Annotated in this window: 23 protein-coding genes and 1 pseudogene; 18 read left to right on the top strand and 6 right to left on the bottom strand. The window is 64.8% G+C overall.

What is annotated here, in order from left to right; genetic code table 11:
- Window positions 1–138 precede the first annotated feature (138 nt).
- Both EP26_RS23620 and EP26_RS23615 read right to left on the bottom strand, forming a co-directional pair.
- Window positions 139–609: a protein phosphatase CheZ gene (locus EP26_RS23620; RefSeq protein WP_245624491.1), complete on the bottom strand. Its 471-nt coding sequence runs from the start codon at window positions 607–609 to the stop codon at window positions 139–141.
- Window positions 610–773: 164 nt separating this feature from the next.
- A complete protein-coding gene (locus tag EP26_RS23615) occupies window positions 774–1,172 on the bottom strand; it encodes a response regulator (protein ID WP_456303883.1) in 399 nt (132 codons plus the stop codon).
- A 109-nt stretch (window positions 1,173–1,281) separates the two neighbouring features.
- Here EP26_RS23615 and EP26_RS23610 point away from each other — a divergent pair, with 109 nt between their 5' ends.
- The 13 genes from EP26_RS23610 to EP26_RS23560 all read left to right on the top strand — a co-directional run bounded on the left by EP26_RS23610 (window position 1,282) and on the right by EP26_RS23560 (window position 12,430).
- Window positions 1,282–3,918 (top strand): hybrid sensor histidine kinase/response regulator, encoded by a 2,637-nt coding sequence (locus EP26_RS23610; protein WP_043342291.1) that lies wholly within the window; start codon window positions 1,282–1,284, stop codon window positions 3,916–3,918.
- Window positions 3,915–4,370, top strand: coding sequence for a chemotaxis protein CheW (locus tag EP26_RS23605; protein WP_043342290.1), 456 nt, complete (start codon window positions 3,915–3,917; stop codon window positions 4,368–4,370). The genes EP26_RS23610 and EP26_RS23605 overlap by 4 nt, the downstream gene beginning before the upstream one ends.
- A 13-nt stretch (window positions 4,371–4,383) precedes the next feature.
- The gene (locus EP26_RS23600) at window positions 4,384–4,752 is read left to right on the top strand and encodes a response regulator (RefSeq protein WP_043342289.1); all 369 of its coding nucleotides are present in this window, start codon (window positions 4,384–4,386) and stop codon (window positions 4,750–4,752) included.
- 161 nt (window positions 4,753–4,913) lie between these two features.
- The gene (locus tag EP26_RS32355; RefSeq protein WP_169747468.1) at window positions 4,914–5,861 is read left to right on the top strand and encodes a CheB methylesterase domain-containing protein; all 948 of its coding nucleotides are present in this window, start codon (window positions 4,914–4,916) and stop codon (window positions 5,859–5,861) included.
- On the top strand, window positions 5,858–6,667 hold the full coding sequence (locus EP26_RS23590; RefSeq protein WP_043342301.1) for a CheR family methyltransferase: 810 nt from the start codon (window positions 5,858–5,860) through the stop codon (window positions 6,665–6,667). Before EP26_RS32355 ends, EP26_RS23590 begins: the two co-directional genes overlap by 4 nt.
- Window positions 6,668–6,801: 134 nt before the next feature.
- Window positions 6,802–7,107 carry a hypothetical protein gene (locus EP26_RS23585; protein WP_157033714.1) on the top strand — a complete coding sequence of 102 codons (306 nt, stop codon included), beginning with the start codon at window positions 6,802–6,804 and terminating at the stop codon, window positions 7,105–7,107.
- A 239-nt stretch (window positions 7,108–7,346) separates the two neighbouring features.
- Window positions 7,347–7,889 carry a hypothetical protein gene (locus EP26_RS23580; RefSeq protein ID WP_157033713.1) on the top strand — a complete coding sequence of 181 codons (543 nt, stop codon included), beginning with the start codon at window positions 7,347–7,349 and terminating at the stop codon, window positions 7,887–7,889.
- Between the two features lie 740 nt (window positions 7,890–8,629).
- Window positions 8,630–9,343, top strand: a complete 714-nt coding sequence (gene minC, locus EP26_RS33530; protein ID WP_169747467.1) for a septum site-determining protein MinC — start codon at window positions 8,630–8,632, stop codon at window positions 9,341–9,343.
- Between the two features lie 39 nt (window positions 9,344–9,382).
- Window positions 9,383–10,228 carry a septum site-determining protein MinD gene (minD, locus tag EP26_RS23570; RefSeq protein ID WP_043342286.1) on the top strand — a complete coding sequence of 282 codons (846 nt, stop codon included), beginning with the start codon at window positions 9,383–9,385 and terminating at the stop codon, window positions 10,226–10,228.
- A gap of 16 nt (window positions 10,229–10,244) precedes the next feature.
- Window positions 10,245–10,490, top strand: coding sequence for a hypothetical protein (locus EP26_RS33525; RefSeq protein WP_084112865.1), 246 nt, complete (start codon window positions 10,245–10,247; stop codon window positions 10,488–10,490).
- 10 nt (window positions 10,491–10,500) lie between these two features.
- A complete protein-coding gene (locus EP26_RS33520; RefSeq protein WP_084112863.1) occupies window positions 10,501–10,719 on the top strand; it encodes a helix-turn-helix domain-containing protein in 219 nt (72 codons plus the stop codon).
- Between the two features lie 283 nt (window positions 10,720–11,002).
- Entirely contained in the window at window positions 11,003–11,314 is a 312-nt protein-coding gene (locus tag EP26_RS23565) for a hypothetical protein (protein ID WP_157033711.1), read from the top strand.
- 165 nt (window positions 11,315–11,479) lie between these two features.
- The gene (locus EP26_RS23560) at window positions 11,480–12,430 is read left to right on the top strand and encodes a hypothetical protein (RefSeq protein WP_157033710.1); all 951 of its coding nucleotides are present in this window, start codon (window positions 11,480–11,482) and stop codon (window positions 12,428–12,430) included.
- Here EP26_RS23560 and EP26_RS35200 read toward each other — a convergent pair.
- Entirely contained in the window at window positions 12,384–12,995 is a 612-nt protein-coding gene (locus EP26_RS35200; protein ID WP_157033709.1) for a hypothetical protein, read from the bottom strand. The two genes, EP26_RS23560 and EP26_RS35200, sit on opposite strands and share 47 nt — an antisense overlap.
- Before the next feature lie 937 nt (window positions 12,996–13,932).
- Window positions 13,933–14,151 carry a hypothetical protein gene (locus EP26_RS35195; RefSeq protein ID WP_157033708.1) on the bottom strand — a complete coding sequence of 73 codons (219 nt, stop codon included), beginning with the start codon at window positions 14,149–14,151 and terminating at the stop codon, window positions 13,933–13,935.
- A gap of 581 nt (window positions 14,152–14,732) precedes the next feature.
- On the opposite strand from EP26_RS35195, the gene EP26_RS32345 reads away from it, so the two are divergent.
- From EP26_RS32345 to EP26_RS38685, 5 genes and pseudogenes are all read left to right on the top strand, one after another.
- A complete protein-coding gene (locus EP26_RS32345) occupies window positions 14,733–16,484 on the top strand; it encodes a carbohydrate-binding domain-containing protein (protein WP_052389579.1) in 1,752 nt (583 codons plus the stop codon).
- Window positions 16,485–16,615: 131 nt separating this feature from the next.
- Window positions 16,616–16,993: a hypothetical protein gene (locus EP26_RS23545; protein WP_043342282.1), complete on the top strand. Its 378-nt coding sequence runs from the start codon at window positions 16,616–16,618 to the stop codon at window positions 16,991–16,993.
- 708 nt (window positions 16,994–17,701) lie between these two features.
- Window positions 17,702–18,109, top strand: coding sequence for a helix-turn-helix domain-containing protein (locus EP26_RS36905; RefSeq protein WP_157033707.1), 408 nt, complete (start codon window positions 17,702–17,704; stop codon window positions 18,107–18,109).
- Window positions 18,110–18,275: 166 nt separating this feature from the next.
- On the top strand, window positions 18,276–20,555 hold the full coding sequence (locus tag EP26_RS32340) for a PAS domain S-box protein (protein ID WP_052389578.1): 2,280 nt from the start codon (window positions 18,276–18,278) through the stop codon (window positions 20,553–20,555).
- Between the two features lie 497 nt (window positions 20,556–21,052).
- Window positions 21,053–21,279 (top strand): annotated as a pseudogene (locus EP26_RS38685) (IS701 family transposase); the annotation flags it as partial.
- A gap of 708 nt (window positions 21,280–21,987) precedes the next feature.
- Here the strand turns inward: EP26_RS38685 and EP26_RS35185 are convergent.
- Entirely contained in the window at window positions 21,988–22,275 is a 288-nt protein-coding gene (locus tag EP26_RS35185; RefSeq protein ID WP_157033706.1) for a hypothetical protein, read from the bottom strand.
- 159 nt (window positions 22,276–22,434) lie between these two features.
- Window positions 22,435–22,700, bottom strand: a 266-nt coding sequence (locus EP26_RS23525; protein WP_043342279.1) for an IS5/IS1182 family transposase, incomplete at its 5' end; no start/stop codon positions are given.

Raw genomic sequence — 22,700 nt, 5'->3', positions numbered from 1 at the left:
CAAAAGCTCCCGGACCCGCGGGTCCACCCTGCACTGGAAGCGCCATGTTGTGATCCTCTAGGCCGCAGCCTGAACGGTGGCGCGCCTCTGGCAAAACTTGCCGAGCGGTTGCCCTGCTGGATGATTGGGCGGCAGCACTCAGCCGAACAGGTCGTCCACCGCGCCCTGCTGCAACCCGCCTTCAGCGGCCGAGCTGGGCCCATTCATCAGCGGCGTCTCCGCCGGTGCCGCCGTCACCAAATCGCCGCTCTCGATGCCCAGCAGCGCGACCAGGGACGCCACCCGATCCTCCATCTCCCGCAACGCCGTCATGACTTTGCGAATGCGCTGACCGGTGATGTCCTGAAAGATGCAGGCCATGACAATGGCCGTGGCCGCCTCATTGACTTCCGACAGATCCGCCGCCGCATCGGTTGAAGTCCCGGCATGTAGTCGCGCTGCCGCAGCCTGTGCCCGTTCGGCCTGGTGCATAATTTCCAGGGTTGCCCGCTCGGTCTCACCCACCACCACATCCAGCGTTTCACCGGCTTCGTGCAGCCGGATAGTTCCGCCCGATTGGGGAGCCATGCTGATAATGGCAGACCGAGTCTCTGCCAGCATCCGTGACATGGCTCGGACCTCGTCGAGCACACTGGGCTCGACAGGTCCTGCGCCACCCTCAGCCGGTGCAAGGCTAAAAAGGCGATCTGTTTCCGCAGAAATTGCGGCCACATGCCCTGCAATGCGTGCCAGCCCTGCATGGACCGGAAGGGTTACGTTCATCTTGTCCCCGCTTAGGCGATAACCGAGGCGATCTTCGCCTTCAGCGTTTCGGCCGTGAACGGTTTTACAATGTACTGAGAAGCACCCGCCTGCTTCGCAGCAATAACGTTCTCGGTCTTGCTCTCGGCAGTCACCATGATGAACGGCGTCTTACCCAAGGTCGCGTGACCGCGTACTTCCTTCAGCAGATCAAGACCCGTCATCGGTTCCATGTTCCAGTCGGAAATGACCAGATCGAACCGCGTCGCCTTGATTTTCTCCAGGGCCTCGACCCCGTTGCCAGCCTCTTCGACTTCCTTGTACCCGATTTGGTCAAGGAGATTTCGCACGATCCGACGCATGGTCGAATAGTCATCCACCACCAGAATCTTCATCGCCACCGCTCCTTTGGCCCCCTGATTGTCGCGCAACCAAGATTTTTTCGCAAGAGGCTCTGTGTCTGTTGACGTGTTTCGCACATTGACGGATATAAAGCTAAGCTTTTTCGCAGGCCTGGCATCGGCGGCAGAGGGACACCCAGTGGAAGATTTCGTCCGAGATTTCGTGTCTGAGACCACCGAGTCCCTTGGGGCGCTGGACAACGACCTGCTGCAGCTCGAGGCCAATGCGGGAGATCTTGAGCTCGTCGCGCGTATTTTTCGCACCGTCCATACCATCAAGGGAACCTGCGGCTTCCTTGGCCTGAACCGGCTGCGCCGGGTGGCGCATTCTGCGGAAAACGTGCTGGACGCCATCCGCAAAGGCCGGGTGACCGTGAGCCCGGAAACCGTGACGGTCATTCTTCGCAGTTTCGACACGCTCAAGGAGATCGTGGATACATTGGGGGCTCGCGGGGTCGAGGGCGATGGTGATGATACCGCACTGATCGCCGATCTGGATGCCATCAATGATGCGGCCGGTGCCTCTGTTGTCGCGCTGCCCGCGCCGGCGGCGGCCGTGGAGGCGCCGCCCCTCTCGGAGCTCGAGGCCGCCCTCGACTCGGCCTGGAATGCCACGCCCGTCCCGGCACCCGCCGCACCGCCGGCGCCGCCGGTTGCGCCCGCCATGGCATCGCCGGTCGCCAGCGCGGTGCCGCCCGCCGCCACCAGCCAGCCTGCGGCCAGCGACACCAGCGCCCAATCCATCCGGGTGAGTCTTGACCTGCTGGAGACGCTGATGACCAGCGTGTCGGAGCTGGTGCTGACCCGCAATCAGCTGCTGCAGCTCGCCCGCAACAGCAAAGACGGTGCCCTGGTGGGCCCGCTGCAGCGGCTGAACCAGGTTGTCTCCGAGCTGCAAGAAGACGTCATGAAGACGCGCATGCAGCCCATCGGCAACGCTTGGAACAAGCTGCCGCGCATCGTGCGTGACTTGGCGCGCGACCTGAACAAGAAGATCGAGCTCCAGATGACCGGAGCCGAGACCGAGCTTGACCGGCAGATCCTCGAGCTGATCCGCGATCCCCTGACCCACATGGTGCGCAACTCCTGCGACCATGGGCTGGAGACACCGGCCGCTCGCCTGGCAGCCGGCAAGGACGAGACCGGCATCATCAAGCTGCACGCCTTCCATGAGGGCGGCCATATTGTGATGCAGCTGTCTGATGACGGCCGCGGTCTTGACCTGCCACGGATCCGTGCCAAGGCGGTGGAGCGCGGCCTGGCCAGCGAGGCCGAGGTCGCTGGCATGAGCGATACTCAGGTCGGCAATTTCATCTTCCGTGCCGGGTTCTCGACCGCGGCGACGGTGACGGATGTGTCCGGCCGCGGGGTCGGCATGGATGTCGTGCGCACCAATGTGGAGCGGATCGGTGGCACGATCGATCTGGTCACCAGGCCGGGCAATGGCTCCACCTTCACCATCAAAATCCCCCTCACCCTGGCGATCGTCAGCGCGTTGATTGTGGATTGTGCCGGCCAGCGCTATGCGGTGCCGCAGATCTCGGTCACCGAGCTGGTGAATGCCGACAGCCATGGCGAGCACCGCATTGAGCGTATTCGCGACACCTCTGTGTTGCGGCTGCGCGATCGCTTGCTGCCGCTGGTGCCGCTGCGCGAGGTGCTGGGATTGGCCATGCCGGGCAGCGTGGAGGCGCCCGGTGACAACCGGCTTGTGATCGTCACCCAGGTTGGCAGCTACGAGTTTGGGATCGTGGTCGATCGGGCCCACGATACCGAGGAAATCGTGGTGAAGCCGGTGGCCCAGCTCCTGAAGAACATCAGTGTGTACTCCGGCAACACCATCCTCGGCGATGGCTCAGTCTGCATGATTATCGACCCGAATGGTGTGCTGGCCCGCACCGGTCGTGTCGACACCTCGGCCGCCAATGGCGATTTGGGGCATCAGATGAGCGGGATCGACGACCGGTCGGAAAAGCTCGCGCTGCTTCTGGTCCGCGCCGGCCGGGGCATGTTGAAGGCGATTCCGCTCGACCTGATCGCCCGGCTCGAGGAAATTCAAACGGATGTCGTGTTCCATTCCAACGGCCATATGCTGATCAAATACCGTGACCGGCTGATGCCGCTCATTGCGGCGGATCCGGAGGTGTCCATGGAGCCAGGCAGCCGGAAGCAGGTGCTGGTCATCAGCGAGGGCGAGCGTTCCATGGGGTTGGTGGTCGACGAGATCGAAGACATCGTCGAGAGCGCGGTGGTGATCGAGCTCGAGACCGGCCGCCCTGAGGTGATTGGCTCGTCGCTGGTGAATGGCCAGCCGACCGAGATCGTCAACACCGGGCATTTTCTCACTTTGGCCGCGCAGGACTGGTTCAAGCCCACGAGCTTGAAGTCCGGTCCCCGGGGCAAGCGGGTCCTGATGGTGGATGATAGTGCGTTCTTCCGCAGCCTGATGCTGCCCGTCATGCGCTCCTGTGGCCTTGAAGTGGTTCCCGCCGCCTCCGGCGAGGATGCGCTGAGCCAGCTGGAGGCCGGTGAACGCGTTGATCTCGTCATCACCGATATCGAGATGCCGGGCATCAGTGGCTTCGAGCTCGCGCGCCGCCTGAAAAGCGAAGCACGCTGGCAGAATATTCCCATCATTGGCCTGTCTGGCCATGCCGACCAGGATGCCATCGCCCGCGGCGCGGAGGCGGGCTTTGTGCGGCATCTCCCGAAGCTGGCGCGGGATGGCATTGCTGAAGCAGTCAATGAGATCATGCAGATGGAGACCCAAGCATGAGCGCTTCCCGTCAGGCCCAGGCCCTACAGCTGGTCTCGGTTGAGGTTGTGGGGCAGTCCTGGGGCATCCCCATCGCTGCCGTGCGCGAAGTCCTCGGGCCGCAATCGCTGACACCGGTGCCCTTGGCGCCGCCTGCCGTGGCCGGTTTCCTCAATCTGCGCGGCCGCATCGTGACGGTTCTCGACCTCAGAGCCACGCTGGGCTTGGGTCGGACCGAGGAGCCGGAGCGTGCGACGGAGATCGTGATCGAGCAGGATGGCGAGCTGTACAGCCTGATGATCGACGGCGTTGGCGATGCGCTGACCTTTCCGGCTTCCGCCATGGAACAGCCGCCCCAGATCATGGATGCGCGCTGGCGCGGCCTGACGGATGGCATCATCAAACTGGACGGCAAGTTGCTCCTCGTATTGGGGCTCGACCGCATGCTTGCGGCCGTGGCCACCGCGGCGTGAACCGGAGACCCCAATGCCCACTTGCCTGATCGTCGACGACAGCGCGACCATGCGCAAGATTGCTTATAAATTCCTGAGCAATCTTGGCTTTGCTTGCAGTGAGGCGGTCGATGGTGCCGAGGCGCTTGCCAAGGCGCGGTTGGCCAGACCGGATCTGGTCCTGCTGGACTGGGAGATGCCAGTTCTGAACGGTTTCGCTACGCTGCAGGCGCTGCGGTCGGAGGCGTGGGATCACCCGCCCCGGGTGGTGATGTGCACCACCTTGAACGACATGGACCAGATCATCGCGGCCATGCAAGCCGGGGCTGATGAGTATGTTATGAAGCCCTATGATCAGGACATTCTCGCCGAAAAGCTGCGCACCGTCGGCCTGCTCACCTGATGTCTGGGACTATTGTGCGGGGATCAGCGGCGACGCCTGCCGACGCCGCCATCCGGGTGTTGGTCGCCTCGCCGGATGCCGGGCTGCGAATGCAGATCAGGCGGTTGACGGCGGCGGCCAGTGACATTGCGGTGGTTGGCTCAAGCCGGCTCGGGGCCCCCTTGGAGGAGGCCATCAGCCGCGAGAAGCCCACCCTCCTCCTGCTGGATGCTTCGGTCGATCCCGAGGCAGCGTTGTTGGCGGTGCGGTCGGCCGGCCTCCAGGCCCTGAAAGTGGTGGTGCTGCACGGGCCCAAGCGCCTGGACGCGGGCGGCTTGGCCATTGCGGCGCAGCTCGCCTATCCGAATTTGGTCGAGTCCGGTGAGGCCGAGAGCAAATTTGCGCGGCTGTTGCTCGCCACCTTGCGGGCTGCAGCGCCGCGGGCAACGCCGGCTGCGCCCCTGCTCAACACGGGAGCGCCCGCCCCGGGCGCGCTCTCCAGCCAGGCGGTTGCTGGCGCCGCAGGGATCGCCACGCCGCGTTTGCGTGGCCGTCCTGATATCGTGGCCTTTGGCAGCTCGACCGGCGGTCCGCAGGCTCTGGCCCAGGTGGTGAAACGCCTGGGAACGGGTATCAGCCAGCCGATGATCCTCACCCAGCATATGCCACCCTATTTCACCGGCATGCTGGCGGAGCAGATCAGCCGCAACGGCATGCCGGCGGTGGAAGCCACCGCCGGCATGCCGTTGCAACCAGGCCGCCTGCATATTGCGCCGGGCGGCTGGCACCTGTTGCTGGTCCGCCAGGGCGAGCAACTGGTCTGCCAGCTGGATGATGGGCCGCCGGAAAATTTCTGCCGCCCGTCGGTTGATCCAATGCTGCGATCAGCGGTGCGGATCTGTGGTGGTCGCATCTTGGCCGTGATTCTGACCGGCATGGGCAGCGACGGCTTGGCGAGTTGCCGGGAGCTGGCTGGGGTCGGCGGAACGGTCCTCGCCCAGGATGAAGCCACCTCGGTGGTATGGGGCATGCCAGGCGCCGTTGCCCAGGCTGGTCTCTGCCACGCCATCTTACCGCTGGACAGCATGGCGGACGCTATTCTCACTCTTGCTGCAGGACGACCGTTATGAGTGCCGCTGCTCTTGCCACGATCCGCGACACCATCCGGCGGCGCAGCGGCATCGCCATGGCTGCCGACAAGGATTACCTGGTGACGTCGCGGTTGGAGCCCCTGCTGGGTCAGCTGGGTGTGCCGCATCTTGCCGCCCTGGCGGACAAGCTGGCCTTGCAGCCGGACGGCCAGACGGCGACGGCGGTCGTCGATGCTTTGACCACCAACGAGACCCTGTGGTTCCGCGACGGGCGGCCATTCGACCTGGTGCGTGACACGATCCTGCCGACCATCGTCGGCGGTGCGAGCGCGCCGCGTGACCTCAGCATCTGGTCTGCCGCCTGCTCGACCGGGCAGGAACCTTATTCCCTGGCGATCTTGATGGCCGAGCAGCGGGCTCGGCTGGCAGGCTGCCGGGTGCGCATCGTCGGCACGGATATCAGCGCCACCGCCTTGGCCCGTGCTCGGGAGGCGCGCTACAGCCAGTTTGAGATGCAGCGCGGTTTGACCATCCAGCGACTGATCCAGCATTTCACCAAGGACGGCCTCGATTGGCGGCTGAAGCCAGAGCTGCGCGCGATGGTCGAACTGCATCAGGCCAATCTGTTGGCGCTGCCGCCACTTGGCCCGTTCGACATTGTCATGTGCCGCAACGTGCTCATTTATTTCGACGTCCCGACCAAGCGAGCTGTCTTGTCCGGTATTGCAGCGCGGACTAAGCCTGGCGGCTGGCTGTTGCTGGGTGCCGCGGAAACCACCATTGGCCTGACCACCGCCTTCCAGGCTGAGCCAGGTCAGTCGGGGCTGTATCGGCGGCTGTCGTAAGCGTGGCGCGTCCCGCCCGGTGACGGAAAAGCGTGGACGCGCATGGGTGGACATGGCACCAGATTGGCGCCCAGACGGGGGTGCAGGACATGACGATGGACCTTCTCCGGCGTGGGGCAGGGGAAGCCTGCCTCATGCAGGAAGGCCGTGAGGTGTTGACGCTGTTGGCCGCCAGCAGCAGCGATGACGAATTTGCGGCGTTAATCCGCCGTGTGGAGCTCGCCCTCCTGGAGCAGCGGCGACCTCAGGTCGTGGTGGTGCATCACGAGGGCCTGTTAAGCGAGGTTCATGCCGACATCCCGCTCGACATGGTGTTCATCGAACATGACCCGCACGACCTGCCGCCGGTCCGCATCCGCCATCATTCGCCTGTAGCCGACCCATCGGCCGTTACCGCAGCGCTGGCCCAGGCCGAGCGCCGGGCCAGCGGACCGCGCTGATGACGGGTTCTGGTCAAGCCGCGGGGTTTGCGCCTGAGCGGCACGCTCGCCTCGAGCTCAGCGCTTGGTTGCACCAGCCTATGGCGGCGGGGGATGCCGAGGCACTGACCAGCTTGCTGCAGGGGTGTTGGCCGAAACAGCCACCATTACACCCGCTGTTCCGGCGCGCCGCTGCCAACATGATCCTGACGGGCGACAGTCTGGATCATGCCACCCAGGGCTCGCGGGTCAGGCAGACGGTGGATCGTCGTTTGCGGCTCGAGGTCTCGGCGAGTGTGCCGGCGGTGCCCCACCTTCTGGCCGACGCGGTGAGTTGGCTCGGCAGCCTGCTGGCCGCAGAGGCTGGTGAGGTGGTGGGCTTTGTGGTGCCGGCGGAGACGCATCGGCATGACATGCGCCTGCTGGTATGGCGCGAGGGGCGGCCGGTGTGGTTGGGTCCTGCGCCGGATACCCGACACTGCATTCTTCTCGAGGGGTCGGCAGCGTGCAGCCCGGCGGCCTTCCTGCAGGCCACCGGGCTGCCATCCCCGCTGCTGCTTACCGAAGATTTGCCAGCGGCGATGCGGGAGGTGGCCACAGCCCTGTCGCAGCGGCAAGCTTTGCCGGTGGCGCAGAGCGCCCTGGATGGGCCGCTGCGGGACGGCCAGGCGATGTTCACGGCGTGGCTGATCGCCGCGGCCTTCACCCGCCATGGCTTCAGCACCGCCCTTGACATCCCCCATGCTGTGGCGGCCTGGGCTCAGCCGGCAGCCCCGGTGCCAGACCCGGCCTCGGTGCCGTAACCGACCGGCTGCCTGTCGACAATCTTGGGATGGGTTGGAACGGCACCCTGTTCGCTCTGGAGGCGCTGGGCTCGACCGTAACATGGGCCATGGGTGCTGGGCGTCCGCCGCGCCCAACACCCATCTGCTGACGGCGCGGCGGCACAGCCACATCTGCGAAAATACTAGCCCGGGCGGTCGCCAGGCTGACTGCATGGGTGTCCAGGAGGGATGGGCGATGGCGCGATCAGGGCCATAGCCGAAATCGTCTGCCAGGGCGTGGCGGCTACCATGACCGTCCCCGGGTTGCCGGGCGGGCGGAAAGCAAGGCAACCCGTCGCACGCCCTGCGCCAGGGCGAGGGGCGGCGGCTTCGGAGTGACCGATGCGGTAGAAGGCGCGGCTTGGGGGCTCCGCCGCCGAGCGCGGTCTTCTGCGCGGTCGCTGTGGCGATGGGATCATGGTGCTGGGTGAGGTTGCCGTCGCAGCCCGGCAGCGGGCCGGCCGAATGGGCCGCCCTCCATCCGGGCTGCCGACGGCCATCGCGGGCTGGCAACCCGGTGCGGCTTGGCATCGGGTGCCGGCCCTGCTCGGTCTGACGACTGGCACTCATGGCTTGGTCGCTGTCTATCTACTGAAAAGCGAAATCTGTTGAGTTTTTTTCGCATAAGCCGTATCTCGCAGATGTGGCGCCGGTTCGGGAGTAACCCGGACGACCACACAACGACTTGGCCACAATCCTACCCAGAATGGGCGGATCCCATGATGAGCGCAGAATGCGATTTAGCAGCCCGGCGACCGTGCCATGCGATGCGCGGCGAATCTCATGCGTTTCTGACGCTGACGGTGGCCGATGTGCCAGCAGCCGAGCTGGCGGCTGGTGTGGCGGCGCAGCTGCAAGGGGCGCCGGGCTTTTTCTGGCGTGCCCCAGTGATCTTGGATTTCACCCCCCTGCCCGCCTCGGCGGCCCCGCTCGTCAGCGCGGTTGTTGACCTGCTGCGGGCCATGGAGCTGGTGCCAGCCGGGTTTCGGGCCGCTCGGGCCGAGATTCGCCGTGCAGCGCTCGCTACGGGTCTGGGACAGGTTTTAAGTACAGATGATGAAGACCGACCGTCGCATGACCCATTTGACGGGCCGCCGCGACGCCCGACCATGATCGTCAATCATCCCGTTCGATCCGGCCAGAAGATCTATGCGGCCGGTTCCGATCTGGTCATTCTCAGTTCAGTATCGACCGGGGCGGAAGTTCTGGCTGACGGTTGTATTCATGTCTATGGATGTTTGCACGGCGCCGCATTCGCCGGTGTTGACGGTGACCAAAAGGCCCGCATTTTTGTCAAAAGTCTGGACGCAGAACGCGTCGCCATTGCAGGCCTGTATGTGAATGGCCTTGAGTTTTCCGAGGAATGGATCGGGCAGCCGGCACAAATCCTTCTGGCTGACGGGTATCTGCGGATGGAACGGATCGCCCGCTAATACTTCTGCAACTGTCGTGAATGGGAGAATCCCAAAGTTATGACTGGCACTGTTATTACTGTGACATCAGGCAAGGGTGGCGTTGGCAAGACCACCACCTCGGCGGCGTTCGGCGCAGCTCTCGCCCTGCGCGGCAAACGGGTCTGTCTGGTGGATTTCGATGTCGGCCTGCGCAATCTCGATCTGGTGTTGGGCATCGAGAAGCGCGTTGTTTTCGACTTTCTGCATGTTGTCAGCGGCAAGGCGAAGCTGTCCCAGGCCCTCATCCGCGACAAGCGGATCGACACTCTATACGTCCTTGCTACCTCGCAGACGCATGAGAAGGACGCCCTGACATATGAGGGTGTCGCAAGCGTTATTGGGCAGTTGCAGAAGGAGTTTGACTATGTGATCTGCGACAGTCCGGCCGGCATCGAACACGGCGCCATGATGGCGCTCTATCATGCCGATCATGCGATCGTGGTGTGCAACCCGGAAATCAGCTCGATTCGTGATGCTGACCGCATCCTTGGTTTTGTGTCGTCGAAGTCGAAGCGCGCTGAAGAGGGTCGCGATCCGGTCCGCGAGCATCTGCTGATCACGCGGTATGACGACGAGCGTGTTCGCTGTGGCGAGATGCTGCCAGTCGCCGACGTTTGCGACATTCTATCGGCCGAGCTCTTGGGCATCATCCCGGAGAGCCGGGCGGTTCTCAATGCCTCCAACACCGGCCTGCCGGCCAGTTTCGACGCGGGAACTGACGTCGGTCGCGCTTACCGGGATGCCGCATCGCGGTTTTTCGGAGAAGTTCCCCAGCCAATCACCGTTCCAATGGCTGCCCAAGTCGCCGTTCTCGAGAGCAGGCCACAACGTGGATTTCTGCGTCGGTTGTTCCGCCGCAGCTGAAGTCAGGAGGTCACCCATGAGCTTTCTTATATTCCTGCGGCGAAAGCGCCCGCCTGCGGCAGTCATGGGCGCGCGGCTACGCGCTCAGCTGGCAACCGATCGAATTGCTCTTTTGGGCGATGACATTGCCGAACGCATTCAGGATGCCTGTTTGAAAGAAATCCGCAAACTGGCTCGTAATGGTCATGTCAGGGTCAAGGTTGGAACGTCGCCCACCCTGCAGATCCGTGAGATTGACATCGATCTTACGCCAGGCCGCTAGGTGACGCCGCATGCTTATGACAGCTGCTCAATGCCGCATGGCGCGTGCTGCGCTGGGCCTGACGCTGCGCGAACTGTCGGCAGCAGCTGGCGTGTCGCCCAATACGCTCAGCCGCATCGAAAGCAGTGACAACGTCACCAGCCGTGCCCTTCTGAAGGTTCAGCAAGCTCTCATGCAGCGCGGTAGTGTGTTCGAGGCAAGCGGTGCCGTGGGAATTCGGTCCAGTTAAATGGGCAGTCTGCCCGGCTGGTGTTGGCGTCGCGCCCAGGAGGATGGTGAGCCCTTCTGTGATGTTCAGTGGTCCAGGGTGAAGGCGACGCTGTGCCAGGCTGCGACGTTGCGGAAAAGGTCGGTTTCGGCGGCCTGCTGCTCTGCCACCGCGGGTGTGCCGGTCCCAGACAATCGACGCGCGCTTTCTCGGGGCGAGCGGACGGCGTGTCACTTGTTGAAACCATGACAATACGCCTCCTTAGTCATCTAGATGTTCTTCCAACCATGCAGGGCGATGCACAATGCGGGTTCAAGTCAAGCCATTCGTGATGCCAGCGGTGCTGGGAACAGCAGGTCTACTGCTCGGTGGTGGAGCAGTGTTTTACTCGGATGCCGCCGCTGCGGTGATGCCCCACGGGGTTGTCACAGTGAGTAAGCTGGCTGCTGCCATTGTGGTTGGCGCTACAGGCATGCAGCTGGTGCTCCTCATGATGCCGGGTTTTGCCTTTCGCACTCAAAGCACGCTGATGCGGTTGAAAGACCCGCTTCTGCGGAGGCCTCGCGCCAACACCATGACCATCCGCATCCGCCATAAGCGCAAGGCTCGCGCATGATCGGCTCCTGCTGGAGCGCGACGCAGGCCGGATGCGCTTAGGTTTGCTAAGAGAGTTTGGCTTGAGCATGCCAGCACCTGCCGGCGCAATAAGACCCTCACTGAAGAACTGGCTGATCGCATTATGAGACCAACATGTAGCACTGTGGAGCAGGGTCAGGCTGGCTTGCTGGACGGATCGCGGGAGCTGAGCGCCGAGACCTGTGCCAAAGTTGGCCAGCTCAAGCAGCGCTACCGGGAGGCGGTGCAGGACAATCCGCCACGCGGGAAACCCGCCAAGCCGACTGGCGCGAAGCCGCGCAAAGGCGTGCGCACAGCCACGCTCAGTGAGCCGGAGCGCCAGCAGGACACTGCTGTGGTCAGCACCGCTGCCTCGTCGGAGCCGACGCCCAAGCCCCCAGCCCAGGCCGGGGAGGCCACCGCCAAGCGCCAATCAGACACCGCTGAGGCCGTCCCCGCCCGCCCCCAGCCGACGCCAGAGGCGTCAGCCCAGGTCGGGGAGGACGCGACCAAGCGCCAGCCAGACATCGCTGAGGCCGTCCCCGCCCGCCCCCAGCCGACGCCAGAGGCATCAGCCCAGGTCGGGCAGAATGCTGCCAAGCGCCAGCCTGAAGTCGCCAATGCCATCCCCGCCCCCACCCAGCCGCCGCCGCCAGAGGCGTCAGCCCAGGCGGCGAAGGATGCTGCCAAGCGCCAGCTTGAGGTCGCGGAGGCTGTCCCCGCCCCCACCCAACCGAGACCGGAGGCGCCAGCCCAGGCCGCGGAGGATGCTGCCAAGCGCCAGCCTGAGGTCGCAACTGTCATCGCCGCCCCCACCCAGCCGGAGGCGCCGGGTCAGGCCGGAACGGATGCCGTCGCGGCCCCCGCCCAACCGGAGGCGCCAGCCCAGATCAGGAAGGATGCTGCCAAGCGCCAGCCTGAAATCGTTGATGCTGTCCCCGCCCCTATCGAGCCAATGCCCAAACAGCCAGCCCAGGCCGTGGGGAAAGCGGCCGACCGGCCATCAGTGCCCGCCGATGACCGTTCCCACCGTCACAGCGCGCTGAAGCAACGCTACGCCAGTGCCCTGCTCAGCAACCCGCATCGCGCGAAGAAGCCGGGGTTGCCCAAGGAGTAAACCGCGTTGCAGTTGCGGTCACTGCTGCGCACAGCGGAAGCGCTGTTGCAGCATCCAGACCGGTTGCCAGGAGGATCGGTCGTCCGCCTTGCGTCCGCTGCAGCGCCAGACACCAGTTGCTGGCCTGCTGTTGCGCGGCAATCGCTGCAGCAAGGGTGTGCGTGCTGCCTTGCGGCGGCCGCAGCTTGCTAGGGAGGGATGGGAGTGGTCCCCCCAGCACCTCGATGTGCGAGACCTGCGACCAGGATATGAGGGCGCCGTTCTGCCCAACGGTGATGCCCGCTGCGGTGAGACGCAGTCGCTGCAGCCCCCGTCCGGAGACCGCGCGCCAAGCCGCCCGCAGGGATAGTCCCAGTACCAGCACGCCGCAGGCTGCTGCTGCGATGGACCAGGTATCATGACGGGCAGGATTCAGGAGTACCAGAATTGTCGGTATGCCGAACAGAATGCCCAGCAGCACGGATGCTGCAAAATAGCTCCAGGATGGTGGCGCAGCCGTGATGTCAAAGATCTCTGCGTCGTCCATTTGATACTGGCGAAAGCCTCCCGATTGGCGAAGGCGCATACTGGCTCCTGCTTGCATTGGCAGCCTATGGCGTGGGTCGTGTCTCACGGCGTGGTGCGGCAGCGAGGCCCCTTGGCGGGCTTGTGCGACGGCGCCAGGCCACCGTGGCAGGCAGGCTGACGCCGCGAGTATCGCTCACGACGCTGCTGGTCTCCAGATGCTATGGGGCGAGCCCGGCGTGGCCAGCAGGCGCTCTTCGGGAACGCTGGAGGTACCCCATAATCCTCCCCAACCTGCCGGGGCACCTCGGATACGTTCTTGCGGAGCGAGGAGAGTGGGTCGATGGCACCGAAGGCCAAGCGCGCGATCATTCGGCGGTCAAGCGGGAGGCTGTTACCCTGCGGCAGGACTGCAGGCGACCGCTGACGCGGGTTGCGGCGGAGCTGGGCATCCAACCCTCGATGCTGCGCCACGGGCGGGCGGCCCAGCATGGCAATGCCGCTCGCTCGCCTGCAGGGCGGCCGGCGGACTCGGTCGCGGCAGGGGGGCGCACCATCGTCCGCCGGCCGTGTCTCAGGCAGGCCAGGCGACGTCGCGCGAAGGCGGCTAGAGCGCCAGGGGTCCAAGAAAACCCATCGGCATCGTCGTGGACATGCCGAGGCGAGTTCCGCTGTTACCGGGCACCGTGTTGCCACCGGTCCCATGGCGACGACGGCCGAGATAGACTGAGGATCTCGCGCGTCACGCAGCGTTTAAAGCAGCGGATAATCCCCTGCTTGCTGTGGACCTCGACGGTGCGACGCCGGATGTCGTCGAGAAGGCGGCTGGGAAACCTACGCACGGCCACCACGCGGTGGCGGCAGCGTTGGCCTGACGACGCCGCGGTTCAGCCCGAGCCTGGTGGTTGAACCGTGCAAGGCCGGCACCGGGCCGGCGCAGTACAGCTGGGCGACGCCAGGGCCGGAGTGACCCCGCTCCGGCTCGTCGCCGACGAGGATCAGCATCGCCGCCGCAGTCGCGGCTCCGGGCTATGCAGCGCGGCCATCCCCGGCGCGCACCGCTTGGTCAGCCCGCTGAGGTAGGGGTCATGGGACCGGATCTCGGCATCGAGGTCGAGCCGGCGCTGGCCGATGGCGCGCCGGCGAGCCTTGGCGGAGGCGATGATTGTGGTCAGCCTCCCCGGCGGCGATGCCGCGAGAGGGCGGACACGCGCCATTCAGCCGGTGATCGCCTCGAGCGGTTTGCGCAGAGCCACCGGCGCGCTGATCATGATCGTCTGTGGCGCCAGCATGGCGGCTCGCCGGGACTGGCTGGAATCCTTTGGCGACCTGAATTGTCTCGGGCAGCAGTCCCGCATGCGGTGGGGGCCCGAGAGCGACCTCTAGGGGACAGTCTGTACCCAGAGGGGTCGTTACCGCCCCATGTCATGGCCCACCGCCACCTGCTCTGCCTTCCGCAAGTCTTCGTCGGCAGATCGTCCCCGGAGGCTTCCCCAGCCGCTGGACCATCCGGCTCATACGGGCACATCCGACAGCCCTGCGCCCGTCAGCCGCCACGCTGCGGCAGGCTGGCGAAAGGCCCCACCGCGTGGCGCAAACGCCGAAACCCGAGCCTGCTCGCCCCAGCGCCTCTGGGACCACCAGCGAAGCGCCTCGAGGCCGGTCGTTTCGAAAATCTAAGAAATATGGCGACACAATCTTGCATCGTGATGATTGCAATTTAGGGTTGATAACCAGATACACATATCACGTTAGCGTTGATCGCATTGTTGTGTAGTCCGAACTTGGGAGATCATCTATGTCCGCCATCATCGGGTCGACCAGCACAGACGCCAGCGGAAATCAGTACAAAGTCGTGTTGTCCGACGATTTCAGCGCCGGATACAAATACGCCAATTGGGGCTCGCCCTATAACGGCGGCGTCTACGGCAACGGCGCATTCTGGTGGAATGCCAATGACACCAAGGTCGCCAGCGGCGAGATGCAGGTCAGCGTGACCCGCCAGGCCAATGGCAGCTGGAGCGCAGGCGGCTTCAACAGCTTTATGGCCGGCAACACCATCACCTACGGGACGGTGGAGTTTGATGCCCGCGTTGACGCCGGCAAGGGCACCATGGCCGCGATCCTGATGTGGCCGAAATCCAATGTCTGGCCGCGCGATGGCGAGATCGACATCCTTGAGACGCCGAAAAGCACCGCCATGCACACCGTCCACTGGGCAGGTGCGAACAATCAGGATGTTTATAGCCCGAAGTACAGCGGCATCGACACCACCCAGACCCATCATTACAAGATGACTTGGCTGCCGAACCTCCTGAAGATTGAGGTCGACGGCAAGGTCGCCGCCACTTGGACGAACCCCGCCCTGATCCCTGATGTCGCCATGGGCTTCGGCGCCATGGGCTATGTCGCTGACAGCAGCCAGACCTGGATCGGCGGCGCGCCCAGCAGCACGACGCCCAGCAAGGTCATCACCCATATCGACAATGTCGTCATGTCGCAGTGGGTCGGCACCACCCAGCCCGAGCCGCCACAGCCCCCTGTCCCTCCGCCGGTGATCAAGACTATCGGCACGGGCAGCGATAGCTTGGTGCTGAAGATCAGCCAGAATGCCTACAACGGCAACGCCCAGTACACCATCAGCGTCGATGGCCAGCAGATCGGCGACACCCAGACCGCCAGCGCCTATCAGTCATCAGCCGTCGATGATGTCATCACGGTGAAGGGCAGCTGGGCCGCCGGCACCCACAAGGTCACCGTCAACTTCATAAACGACGCCTATGGCGGCTCGGCCAGCCTCGACCGCAACCTCCATGTCGAAGGCATCACCTTCAACGGCATCGCTCTGTCGGAGGGCAGCGCGGCCCTGATGGCGAACGGTCCGGAGGAGTTTACCTTCTCCAAGGCGGCACCGCCCCTGCCCGGGGGCACCGCCATCGTGAAGACCATCGGCAGCGGCAGCGACTCCATCGTGATGAAGCTGAGCCAGGACGCCTATCTCGGCAACGCCCAATACATCGTCAGCGTGGACGGCAAGCAGATTGATGGCACGCTCACAGCAGGCGCCCTGCGTGCCGGCGACATGAGCGACATCATCACCGTCAAGGGCGATTGGGGTGCCGGCGCCCATAAGGTGACGGTCAAGTTCATCAACGACGCCTCTGGCAGCAGCGGTGACCGTAACCTCTACCTCGAAGACCTCAACTACAAAGGCGCGACGTTCGCCAAGGAAACCTTCACCTTTAAGATCAACGGGCCGGCCGATTTCTACTTCCATGAGGCGGCGGAAGGCTTTGGCGCTACCTATGTCGGGACCACCAGCGGCGACACCTTCGCCGTGGACCATGGCGAGGGTCATGTGGTCATCGATCGCTTCACCAGCGGCGCTGACAAACTGCAGTTCCGCGGCCTCGCCCGGTCCGACATGCACATGGCGACGGCGACCGAGGGTGGCATCTCCGGACTGCTAGTCAGCTTCGACAATACCAGCGACACGGTGTTCCTCGCCCGTGTCGGCAAGCTCGCTGACACTGACATGCTCTTCGCCTAGGCGGACAGCGGCAGGGTGGGTCCACGGACCCGCCCTGCCGCGTCAACCAGCGCAACGCCGACGGGATATGCCCAGGCTGACGCGAGACTGCTTGCACAGGTTCGAACCCCTTCACCTCGGATATTCAGGCCATGGCCACCATTCTGCCGTTTCCTGCCCAGGTGTTGGGGGGTACGGCGCAACCCAGCCGCTCTTCTCTAGCCCGCTACAAACAGCCCATAACCCCATCCGATTGGGACAAGGGGCTCGAGGCGGATGACAGCGGTCGTCCCAGCCTCGGTCGGGTGGCCGGTCTGGCTGCGACATCCTCACAGACACTGGCCGACATGACGGAGAAGGCTGAGGTACTGTTGGCCCGCCTCGCGGATGATGAGGCTGGCGCTGGGCTATGTCAGGCTGAGGTGCAACTCCTGACCTCCTTGCTGCAGGACCTTCGAGCCTTTGCATTGATCTCCCCCGCTGGGTCTCGCAGCCCGGTGCACGAGGAGACGGACGCCGCAGCACGTTAGCTCGGCCAAGCTGGGCCAGCCACAACCGTTGCGCCAGCGGGGCTCTTGCCGAGCCTGCAAGGCGGGCCGCGAGTGGCTTGATACCGACGAACCAGGCCCGGGCTGGCGGAAGCCTGCCAGGAGACGCGGGCGGCTCACAACCTATGTGCCATGGCCGACATTGGTGCTCGCACCCGGCGAGCGGCGGTCACGGCTGATCGACCCACCCGCCGAGGCACGTCCAGGATACCCAGCTCATTCTGCTGTCCGCCGACCGGCTGCTGCCGCCCGTCAGGTGGTGGCAAACCGCCTTGCGATGTGTCGTTGCAGGCCGACATGCTGAGGCCGGGGTCGACAGCCTGCTGTACAACCAGATCCGCTGATTCGGCCGGGTACCACTGCCACATGTGGTTGTCGGCCGGTGCTCCTTATGGGGTTGCATCTCGGTCATCGCTACAGTGTCGTCATAGATGCCTGTCTCTGTTGGATGCCGGCTTGCGGTCCAGCCATGGGTGAGAATGCCCGCTTGCTGCGGGTCAGACCCGCGAGCCGCGGCTTACACCCGCCGCCCGCGATGACCGCCCTGTCGGCAGTCGACCCCGAGCAGGCTGCCGGGACCGGCATGAGCATGGCGACAATGGCAGGCATATTGGCGCGGTGTCCCGACACATTTACATGCTAGTGATTGATGAGCTCTGCCAACAGCACCACCTCACACCGGTTAGAGACATGAGCGACGACCTCCCGCCCCATCGGGGCGCCGTGCTACGCGATGGCGGGCTCGTCTCGTACGGCCGCGCCGTGGCCCGAGCTGTGGGCAAGCATGGCGTAGCCCACCCAGCGCTGTACCACTGCCGCGCCGGCACTGCCGGCGTGACGCCGGCGATGGCAGCCCAGCTCGGGCGCTGCACCGGACCAGGCGGCGCGCGGTGGCTCATTCTGCCGCGCGGCCGCAGCTTGGCCGAGGCCGAGCATGCGGTCGGCGCTGTCCGCACGACTTGCCGCACGGAGGGAGAGAACGAGCGGGGCTGCCAGGGCGCAGGGCACGGCGTGCCGACAGGCGCTGAGGGCAGCCTGACCCGGCAATCCCAGACACAACCGAGCAGTCGGCGTGCACCTCCACCAACGCCGCGCTGAACGCCATCGGCTTCGGCAACGTGCTGTCCGACCCCCGCCCTCGGACAGGCCCGGACAGGGCCAGCGCGGCTGTCTCGATGCTGCAGACCCGGCTCGAATTCATCGACGTGCAGCGCTGATGCGCTGCACCGCCGCCGCCGACGGCACAACCTAGGAGTTCAGGCTCGTGCCCGACCAGAGCAGTGTCGTCAGCTGGACCCAGACAGGGTGCGAGGCACATCCGTCATGGCAAGCCGAGCGCGAGCGGCTGCGCCGGCTGTTCGAGCACGCGCCGGGTTTTATGTGCGTGCTGCGCGGCGCAGAGCACCGCTTCGAGCTCGCCAACGCCGCCTTCCTGCGCTTGGTGGGAAGCCGCGATCTGCTTGACAGGCCGCTGCGCGAAGCCCTGCCCGATCTGGATGGTCAGGGTTTTTACGAGTTGCTCGATCGCGTCTACACCACGGGGGAGCCCGTTATCGCTCATGGCGCCCCGGTCAGCTTCCAGGCCGAGTCTTGCCTGGAGCCTGAGCGGCGTTTCGTGGATGTCGTCTACCAACCGATCACGGACGAGGAGGGGCGCATCGCCGGCATCTTCATCCAGGGCGCCGACGTCACGGCGGCCAAACGGGCCATGGATGAACTGTGCGCCGAACGCGACCGCAGCTGGGTATTGTTCGAAAGCACGGTGGACGTCGCCATCATCATCACTGACAGCAGCGGATCAGTCACCGACTGGAACACCGGCGCCGAGCATCTGTTCGGTTGGCGAAGTGAGGAGATGCGGGGCCAGACGGTCGAACCGTTGTTCACGCCGGAGGATAGGAGGACAGCGTGGCCAGCGTCGGAAATGCGACAGAGTCTCGACGCTGGGCGCGCCTTCGGCGAGCGCTGGTTCCTCCACAAAGACGGCTCGCGCTTTTGGGCCAGCAGCGAACTGATGAGGTTGCGGGATGAGAGCGGCGCTCATCGCGGCTTTCTCAGGATCGTGTGCGATCGCACCCGGCAGCGGGTGGCGGAGGAGGCCCTGCACGCGCATGAGGAGCGGCTGCAGCACATCGCGGCGCACATCCGCGACTACGCAATCCTGACCACCGATGTTGAAGGCCAGATTGACACTTGGCTGCCAGGTGCTGAGGCGATGTTCGGCTGGAGTGCCGAGGAGACGGTTGGGCAGCCTGTCGCCATGATATTCACCCGGGAAGACCGGGCAGCCGGCCTACCGGACGAAGAACGCAAGGTCGCCCGGAGGGAGGGCGTGGCACCTGATCTGCGTTGGCATCGGCGCAAAGATAACTCATGCCTCTTTATCGAAGGCAGCGTGATGCCGCTGCGCGATCTGGATGGCGCCATTCGTGGCTTCATCAAGATCGGGCAGGACGTGACAGCGCGCCGGCGGGCAGAGGACGGCAATGCGCGCCTTGCCGCGATCGTCACCTCAACGACGGACGCTATTATCTCCTTTGCCGCAGGGACCGGGTGCATCCTGAGCTGGAATCGGGGGGCTGAGGAGCTGTTCGGCTATACCGAGGCTGAGGCGATTGGCGCGCCGGTTGGGCTGCTGGTTCCGCGCGACCAGCCTGATGCGGATCCAACCGGGGTATTCCGGCGCGCCATGGACGGGCAGCGCGTGCACGAGCATGAAACCGTGCGGATGACAAAGGCCGGCGAACGCGTTGCGGTCTCGGTGACTGCCTCGCAAATGCTCGCGGCTGATGGCCGAGTCATCGGGATCGCGGGGATCTTTCGTGATATTCGTCATCGCAAAGCCGCGGAGGAGCGCCAAGCACTGCTGGCACGCGAAGTCGACCACCGGGCCAAGAACGCTCTGGCTGTGGTCCAAAGTATCGTGCAGCTCACTCGGGACCGCGACCCGGCGGAGTTCAAGCACGCACTATCGGGTCGCATCTCAGCGCTGGCGCGGGCGCAGACGCTACTCGCCAAGGACCGCTGGAGCGGTGCCGACCTACACACATTGCTGGTGGGTGAGCTCGCACCGTTCCTGGGAGAACGCCGGGCCGAGCTGGACGGACCGATGGTGACGCTCCCTCCGGGCGCGGCGCAGCCCATGGCAATGGCCGTCCACGAACTGGCGACCAACGCGCTGAAATACGGCGCGCTTTCGGTCGCGGCCGGCCGCCTTTCTGTGTCCTGGCGCCTGGCATGGCGGCCGAACGGGGTACCGCTGCTACAGCTGCGTTGGGTTGAAGCCGGGGGGCCTTCCGTCGCCGGTGCTCCAGAGCGCCGGGGCTTCGGTTCGAGGGTGCTCGACGGCACCCTGCGCAGCCAGCTCGGCGGCCAGGTCTCATTGATGTGGGAGGTCTCCGGCTTGGTATGCGAGGTGGAAGTTCCACTCAAAGATGGCGTGGAGTCGGACGCTACCGCCGCAAGCCATTCGGCCAGATGTCCATCGGAGGCGGGAGGAATCCGCCCCGACCTAGGCTGGCATAGCAAGGATTGCGCCGGATAGGCCGATGCCTTGCCGCCGCACTGCCGACAGGCCGTCGGAGAATGGCGGTAGGACATCAGCGTTTGCGGGCAGGTTCGCTCCATGGTTCGGACCACGGCGGTCTGCCGGAGCTTAACTGATCGTTGCAACACCTGTTTGCGCCGATCGCAGCACCGCATCACGAGCTTCGGTTGGTATCCTCGAGCCAAGCGTCGCGCGCGACCTCGCATTGAGTGCTGGGGCTATGGTGGCAAGGTCGTCGACGCTCGGCACGGACCGGTCCGTTTCCTTTGGGAAGGACTGCCGCAGCCGCCCATGTGTGTTCCCGCCCAGGCCGCGCTGCCACGGGCTGTGCGGATCGCAGATCTGCATCGGCAGCCCGGTCTCGATCCGCAGTCGCAGCACTCCGTCATCGCCACCCCTAATCCCAGGTCAGGGACCGCCTCACCGTCTCCGGCAGGGTGGTGACAGCCGCCACCCGCATCCAGGTCGGCGCTGGTGCGGTCTGAGCCGAGACCCGACAGCTACCGGGCAACGAGGTCTGGCTGGCCGGTGCGTAGCGCTTGAGCGGCGAGCGCAAATACGACTTGTTGAACTCCATCGCAGATCTCGCCTCCCGGCCTTGGCGGCTGCCATCACGGCCCGCTGGGTTTGCGAGCAGGCGCACCCGCAGTTCAAGCAGGAGCTGGATTCGGACCACGTCAGAGGGCACTCCTCGATCGGGCTGCACCGGCACGCGCTGATGCCTGTATCGCCTGTGCTGGCTGCAGCACCTCCACCTCGCCGCGCAACGCGCAACGGGGTGGAGGACAATGCCGGGTCAGGTTTCGGAACCGCCGCCGTCGTCGGGCCTATCGGCGGACGCCACGCCATGGGCGCGCCGGTTCGCCGGCTTCGCCACGCCGATCCGATGCCCGCACGCCAGCGCACATTCAGACCGCCACCTGCGTGCAGACCGCCCGGTCGTACCAGCCATGCAGCCGTGACCAGGACGGACCCCCAGCTGCGTCACGGCGCCAGGGCATGACAGCAGGAGAAAGGCAGGGTGCTGGTCCGATCATGATGCGGTTGGGGCGGCGGATGCTGGGCGCGGACATGGCGACCCGGCGGTCTGTCACAACTTTGACATGGCGGTTTGCGGCTGACGCAACGGCGCTATAGCAGCAGAGCCACACTGGACCGTCAGCACGCGGCATCACGGACGGAGATCGCCGCGACGCTTCGCAGCCTCTGCGAAATCCTCTAAGATTTCGCATACTCCCGTTGGCCCATGACACGGATGGCGAAACCCTATGTCCAGTATCGACGCAGCTTGTCACCTACCGTGCCCGCCATGCGCCAATCCTCCCAGCCCGGCCCACCGCCCTCCGGTTAGGGGTACGCTTTGTTGCTATCGCTGGAGTTCTGAAGCTGTTGCAGGCGCCAAGTTCTTTTGTATTCGGCACGTCGAGTTCTACGTTCGGCAAACAGGCTTATTGTTGAAAACCTGCAAGTTCACCGCCTCGACGGACAGCTTGGAGGTCTTTATTTTGGGATACGGCATGACAATATCCTGGGCGCCCACGACGCCGAAATACTCTTGAAGACGAGGTCCGGTTGGCTGGTTCGCACCCAAGGCCTGCTCTCGCTTGGTGAATTTGATCCAGGCGGTTGTTGCGGCGAGGTAGAGGGCGCCGAGGAAGGAACGCGCGGTTTTCTCGCGGCGGGTGGCAAGCGCGTGCCATTTCGCAAATCTGTCCAACGGTTCTCGAGCATATGGCGGTTGGAGCCGATCCCGTCCGGGCCAGCGATCTCGGCATCGGTGCGCCTGGACAGGATCACAGGCCGCGCGCCCATGGTCCGCATGCGCTCGTGGGTGGCGTCGGACGCACAATTGCGGTCGCCGACGACCTAAGGCCTGTTAGAGCTTGATGACTTTGATCCAGTCTGCGGTGGCGGCGAGGCAGAGCACGCCGAGGAAGGAGCGTGCGGTCTTCTCGTAGCGAGTAGCGACCGCTCGCCACTCTTTCAGCCGTGCCCAGAGGTTCTCGACCAGGTGGCGGTTGGCGTAGATCCAGTCCGGACAGGCGACCTCGGCATCGGTGCGCCGGGGCGGGATCGCAGGTCGCGCGCCCATGTCCCAGATGCGCTCGCGGAAGGCGTCAGAGGCAAAGCCGCGGTCGCCAA

This window comes from Belnapia moabensis DSM 16746 (assembly GCF_000745835.1).
In the GTDB taxonomy this organism is placed as follows: Bacteria; Pseudomonadota; Alphaproteobacteria; order Acetobacterales; family Acetobacteraceae; genus Belnapia; species Belnapia moabensis.
Note: the sequence above shows the minus strand (reverse complement) of the source record. Positions and strands in the feature narration are given on the sequence as shown.

Bases quoted from the DNA above. Each gene is read 5' to 3' on its own strand.
- EP26_RS35200 (WP_157033709.1), bottom strand. From the start codon at position 12,995: ATGCGCCTTCGCCAATCGGGAGGCTTTCGCCAGTATCAAATGGACGAC.
- EP26_RS23620 (WP_245624491.1), bottom strand. From the start codon at position 609: ATGTCACGGATGCTGGCAGAGACTCGGTCTGCCATTATCAGCATGGCT.
- EP26_RS23565 (WP_157033711.1), top strand. From the start codon at position 11,003: ATGCGGGTTCAAGTCAAGCCATTCGTGATGCCAGCGGTGCTGGGAACA.
- EP26_RS33525 (WP_084112865.1), top strand. From the start codon at position 10,245: ATGAGCTTTCTTATATTCCTGCGGCGAAAGCGCCCGCCTGCGGCAGTC.
- EP26_RS36905 (WP_157033707.1), top strand. From the start codon at position 17,702: ATGAGCGACGACCTCCCGCCCCATCGGGGCGCCGTGCTACGCGATGGC.
- EP26_RS33520 (WP_084112863.1), top strand. From the start codon at position 10,501: ATGCTTATGACAGCTGCTCAATGCCGCATGGCGCGTGCTGCGCTGGGC.
- EP26_RS23585 (WP_157033714.1), top strand. From the start codon at position 6,802: ATGCAGGAAGGCCGTGAGGTGTTGACGCTGTTGGCCGCCAGCAGCAGC.
- minD (WP_043342286.1), top strand. From the start codon at position 9,383: ATGACTGGCACTGTTATTACTGTGACATCAGGCAAGGGTGGCGTTGGC.
- EP26_RS23605 (WP_043342290.1), top strand. From the start codon at position 3,915: ATGAGCGCTTCCCGTCAGGCCCAGGCCCTACAGCTGGTCTCGGTTGAG.
- EP26_RS32345 (WP_052389579.1), top strand. From the start codon at position 14,733: ATGTCCGCCATCATCGGGTCGACCAGCACAGACGCCAGCGGAAATCAG.
- EP26_RS23545 (WP_043342282.1), top strand. From the start codon at position 16,616: ATGGCCACCATTCTGCCGTTTCCTGCCCAGGTGTTGGGGGGTACGGCG.
- EP26_RS23600 (WP_043342289.1), top strand. From the start codon at position 4,384: ATGCCCACTTGCCTGATCGTCGACGACAGCGCGACCATGCGCAAGATT.
- EP26_RS23590 (WP_043342301.1), top strand. From the start codon at position 5,858: ATGAGTGCCGCTGCTCTTGCCACGATCCGCGACACCATCCGGCGGCGC.
- minC (WP_169747467.1), top strand. From the start codon at position 8,630: ATGATGAGCGCAGAATGCGATTTAGCAGCCCGGCGACCGTGCCATGCG.
- EP26_RS35195 (WP_157033708.1), bottom strand. From the start codon at position 14,151: ATGGCGCGTGTCCGCCCTCTCGCGGCATCGCCGCCGGGGAGGCTGACC.